Source organism: Mesorhizobium sp. Arg314, assembly GCF_053714275.1.
This window is the reverse complement of record NZ_JBSKBP010000113.1, coordinates 1-4,912: the sequence shown is the minus strand read 5'-3', so window position 1 is coordinate 4,912 and position 4,912 is coordinate 1. Positions and strand designations below refer to the sequence as shown.

Annotated in this window: 4 protein-coding genes; all 4 read right to left on the bottom strand. The window is 58.4% G+C overall.

The genetic code is table 11. The features are described 5' to 3' along the window. Positions 1-194: 194 nt before the first annotated feature. Positions 195-1,649, bottom strand: coding sequence for an amidase (locus tag ACWGS9_RS34035; protein WP_454509319.1), 1,455 nt, complete (start codon positions 1,647-1,649; stop codon positions 195-197). Positions 1,650-2,060: 411 nt separating this feature from the next. After that, a complete protein-coding gene (locus tag ACWGS9_RS34030; RefSeq protein ID WP_454509318.1) occupies positions 2,061-2,933 on the bottom strand; it encodes an isocitrate lyase/phosphoenolpyruvate mutase family protein in 873 nt (290 codons plus the stop codon). Then, on the bottom strand, positions 2,908-4,146 hold the full coding sequence (locus ACWGS9_RS34025; RefSeq protein WP_454509317.1) for a pyridoxal phosphate-dependent aminotransferase: 1,239 nt from the start codon (positions 4,144-4,146) through the stop codon (positions 2,908-2,910). Before ACWGS9_RS34025 ends, ACWGS9_RS34030 begins: the two co-directional genes overlap by 26 nt. 179 nt (positions 4,147-4,325) lie before the next feature. Next, the coding region (locus tag ACWGS9_RS34020) for a LysR substrate-binding domain-containing protein (protein ID WP_454509316.1) at positions 4,326-4,912 on the bottom strand (587 nt) is incomplete at its 5' end.

Sequence of the window (4,912 nt, the reverse complement as noted above, 5' to 3'; positions counted from 1 at the left end):
ATTTCCTTCTCTGCATTCCCACTCTCCAGTTCCGTTAAACACCTTATCTCGGTGTCCACGAAACCGGCAGCAGGCCATAGTCTAGCTGTTCAGTTGTGGAGTGCACGGGAATCTGTCAGTGGGGATGAGTGCTTCGGCGGTCGTGAGACTGTTCGCAATCAGGCGCCAGACCATCTGCGCGTCAGGGCGAAGGTTTAGGATCGTTTCGGCCCGCCTGGCGCGTCGAGAAAGCAATTCTTGCCGTCTTGAGTCCAAGTCAGCGTCGTTCTTCCGTTCGGATAAGGGTGCTTTGAGGTAAAGCCCATCATTTGCTCCAGGTCGGCCGCGATGCACAGAAGTTTCCGCTCGTCGTGTTTGCGACCGATAAGCTGTACGCCGATGGGGAGACCATCGCCTGATAATCCGGTCGGTATAGCCACGGCCGGATGTCCCGTGACGTTAGCGGGTATGCGCACTGACGCCGCGGCCAAACGCTGCAATGCGTCCGGATCGTCTATCCGGCAAGGCGGAAGTGTACTTACCGCCGTTAACAGGACATCATGCTGTTCAAGCGCCTCTTCAAGCTCTTGCGTCAAACGGCGGCGGATGCTTTGAGCACGCAGGTACTCTTCCGATGAAATGAACGCGCCGCTCATGAGAAACTCTGCCGCATTCACGCCGTAGAGGTCGGACTTCTCAGAGAGCCAATCCTTATGAATCGCGAATGCTTCAGCGATCATGGTCACCCTACCCGCAGTGTCAAAACTGCGTAACGGCGACAGGTTGACATCGTTGATAGCCCAGCCAACTGAGCTGGCAGCGTCAACGCATTTTTCTATCGCATGAGAAACCGATATGTCGCACGTAAGGTCCACTTCGTGGAAATGGCGCACTATACCAAGGTTGACCTTTTCTGGACTACGCAGCTTTTCGCCTTTTGCGCTCATGTCCGTCATGGCGGCGAACGCTTCGAATATATCCGTAACGGACCTGGCCATCGGCCCGACCGTGTCCATGGATGGCGCAAGCGGGAATACGCCACTCATGTCGAGAATTCCATGCGTGGGTTTTAGACCAACAACTCCGTTCATCATAGCAGGGCTGCGAATTGAGCCGCCGGTGTCTGTTCCGATAGTGAGTGGAACGAGGCCTGCCGCAAGAGCCGCGCCGGAGCCGCTCGACGAAGAGCCAGCCATGTAATTCAGATTCCACGGGTTTCTGGCGGGTGGCCAGGGAAGATCGAACGTCGGACTCCCGCCTATCGCAAATTCGTACAAGGCGAGTTTGCCGAGACAAACGCCGCCGGAGGCGTCCAGCGTATCGATCACTGGCGCGTTGGTAAAAGCTGGCTCCGCGGGCATAATTCGCGACTGTGCCATGGTCGGGTATGCTTTAACATCGATGATATCCTTGACGGCATACGGAACGCCAAACAGTCGCCCGATTGACGAATGCCCGTCAGAACGCTTACGTGCATCTCGCAGATATCGTGCCCGTTCTCGAGCGCGGTCGGCATCACAGGCTACGAACGAATGGATCGACTGGTCCAGCTCTTCGATCCTAGCAAGAAGATGATCCACGTAGTTCAGGGGGCATAAGTCGCCATTTGCGATTGCATCTCGAACAGCGGTCATTGGCATAAATGCCAACTCGTCTTGGCGTGCGCTCATTACTTTCTTTTCATTAGCTCGTGGGTGGTGGAGGGCCGCGTGTCCAACCGCTCCGCAAGCATGCGACCGAACAAGTAGGCCTCCCGCCAACGGTCAGGGCTTCTCTCCCACGCGGCATACAAACCGAGACCGGCGAGAAAAATCATGACCTCGGTGTCGTTATTTACCGGGTTCGTTTCTGATCGCGGTTTATCCATCTCTTCGTCCCTGGATCGCTGCACGTGTTATCTTGCTTAATCTTAACGAGTGTCAGCCATGCCAAACCAATGGTATTCCAGCGCGTCAATAAGGTGACCGAGAGCTGAGAGTTCCCACCGAACGGTTATGTTTTTGGACCATAAGAAAAGCATTCAGTCGCAACGGCATGTCGAAAGCTACGCAATGGCAGCGGTACCAGCGACATGGCATCTCCTATCTAAGGAACCGCTTTTCGTCGGCTTTAACCTGATTCATCCTCTGCAGACGGAAGATTTCCTCCACCGGCACGATGTCCTTATGCACGTTCTGTACACCGCAATCGGCAATGATCCGCCGGAACGCGTCCTGCATCGCGGTCGTTGCGGCGCGGATACCATAGTTGCCGTAGATCGTCATCTTGATGTTGCCTAGCGCGCGAATACGGGTCGCATCGAGTTCCGGATAGGCATTGGGAACGATGGTGAGCGGAGCCCGTCCCTTCCATGCCCGCGAGAAGCTCTCGATCTCGGCCGGGTCTTTCTTTTTCGAATGGATCAGGATCATGTCGGCGCCGGCCTCGGCATAGGCCGTGGCACGCGTCAGCGCCTCCGCTTCCCCGAGGCCTGCAATAAGCGCCTCCGTACGGGCTATGACCAGGAAATCCGGGTCGCTGCGGGTGAAGACGGCGGCTTCGATCTTGCCCTGGAACTCGTCGATTCGCAGCAGTTCCTGGCGGGCATCGGCGGCCAGGCTGGTGACCTTCGGGAAAGTCTTGTCCTCGATCACCACCGCTGCGGTGCCTGCCCTTTCGTATTCTCGGGTCGCATGGATGACGTTCAAGGCGTTGCCGTAGCCGGTATCGATATCGGCAACGATCGGCAGCGACGACTTGCCGGCGATCGCCCGCAGCATGTCGAGATGCTGCGTCATGGTGATCAGGCTCATGTCTGCGAGACCGTAGAGCGCCGAAAGTTCGAAACCCGACGCCCAAAGGCCATCGAAGCCCGCTTCCTCGGCGAGAATTGCCGAGAGAGGGCTATGGGCGGCCATGATGTGGACGAGACCGCGCTCGGCCATGGCCTCACGCAGTTTTCTTGCTTTGCTCATAGATCGTTTCACTTTTGCAAAGGGCTTCACAGGCGGCAAGGATGCGGCCGCAAGCGCGGTTCAACTCCTTCACCGATGCGGCATAGGAGATGCGGATATAGGGCGAGGCCATGAAGCCACTGCCAGGCACGACGGCGACGCCGAACTGCTCCAGCAGATAGAGCGCAAAATCCATATCCGTCTCGATCCGCTTGCCCTGCGGCGTGATCTTGCCGAGCACGCCGGCGCAATTGACGAAGACGTAGAAAGCGCCGTCCGGCGTGCGGCATTTGAGGCCCTGCGCCTCGTTGATCTTCTCAACCACGAGATCGCGGCGCTTCTCGAAGTCAGCCACGAAATCGCCGATATAGTCCTGATTGCCGCCGATCGCTTCAATCGCCGCATATTGCGAGATCGAACTGGTATGGGACGAGGTCTGCCCCTGGATCGTGTTCATCGCCTTGATCAGGTCTTTCGGCCCGGCACCGTAGCCGAGCCGCCATCCGGTCATGGCGCTGGATTTGGAGACCCCGTTGACGGTCAGCATCCGGTCAATGAGGTCGGGCGCGGCCTCTGCCATCGTCGCGAAACGCACGCCATAAATGAGCTTCTCATAGATGTCGTCGGCAAGCACATGCACATGATCATGGCGGCGAAGCACTGCGGCGAGTGCGGCAAGCTCGGCCTTGGAATAGACCGCGCCGGTCGGGTTGTTGGGCGAATTCAGCATCAGCCACTTGGTGCGCGGCGTGATCGCCGCCTCCAGGTACGCGGGCTTCAATTTGAAGCCGAAACGCTCCTGGCACTCCACCAGGACCGGTTCGCCGCCGGCAAGCCGCACCATGTCAGGATAGGAGACCCAGCAAGGGGCCGGAACGATCACCTCGTCACCTGGATCGAGACTGGCGAACAAAGCATTGAACACCACCTGCTTGGCGCCGCAGCCGACCGTGATCTGGTCGATGTCATAGTCGAGACTATTGTCGCGCAGAAGTTTTTCCCGGATCGCCTGCCGAAGCGGCTTAATGCCGGCGACGGGTGTGTAGCGCGTCCTGCCGTTGCGGATGGCGGCGATGCCGGCGTTTTGAACCGCTTCTGGTGTATCGAAATCGGGCTCGCCCTGGCTGAGCGCAATGACATCCGTGCCCTTCTCTTTGAGAGCGGCGGCCGCAGCCGTCATCGCCTTGGTCTGGGACGGACGGACGGCTTGCAGTCTCTTGGCGATGAGTGACAAAGCGACTTTCCTCGAGGCACCGGATTTTACCAGAACTAAACACGATACCCAGAAATCGCCACTTTTTGCATCGCGTAAAGCGAGCCAATTGATCGCATTTCGCGATATATATACGGCTGAGGTAGAGGATGGCCGCATGAACTATAATACCAGCACGCCAGCCGCGCCCCAACCCAGCCCTATTTGGCTGGCACGTCTACTTCTGTCATTTTCTTGCAAAGCCGAGTCAACCAGCGGCAGAAACCACGCGCCACATCCAAGTTCGAACCTCGATCAACTGCATAGGCGCGGTACTGCATGCCGCTCGGCGCACGCGATCCTGCAAGCACCTCCAGGAGACCCTGCCGGATCAGTTCCGCCACGAGGACGTGAGGCGTCACCAGGAGGCTGTTGCCAGTCGTCACTGCCGGCAAGGCCAGATAATGGTGGTCGTAGCGAGCCCCCGAGATAACGTCCGACGTCTTCAAATCCATGCCGCGAAGCCAGGTCGGCAGGATGTCCGGCCGCGAGGTGACGGCAATCACCGGAGTCGTGCGCAGCGCCTCTAAGCCGCGGCCGCCCACGCAGTCCGGCGCACCGACGCAAACGAGCTGCTCGTCGTAGAAATCCCAGCGATCTCCAGGTTCGGTCAGGGTCAGATCCCGGGTCAAAAGCACGTCGAAGCCGTCGGTTGAGGCGGGCGCCGACAGGGCGCTGATGAGGTCGACCGTGACGCCACCCATTTCCTTCGAGAAGTCGCGCAGATTGGGGATGAGCAGCGTATAGG

Coding starts and splice junctions, on each gene's coding strand:
- ACWGS9_RS34035 (WP_454509319.1), bottom strand. CDS start 1,649: ATGAGCGCACGCCAAGACGAGTTGGCATTTATGCCAATGACCGCTGTT.
- ACWGS9_RS34030 (WP_454509318.1), bottom strand. CDS start 2,933: ATGAGCAAAGCAAGAAAACTGCGTGAGGCCATGGCCGAGCGCGGTCTC.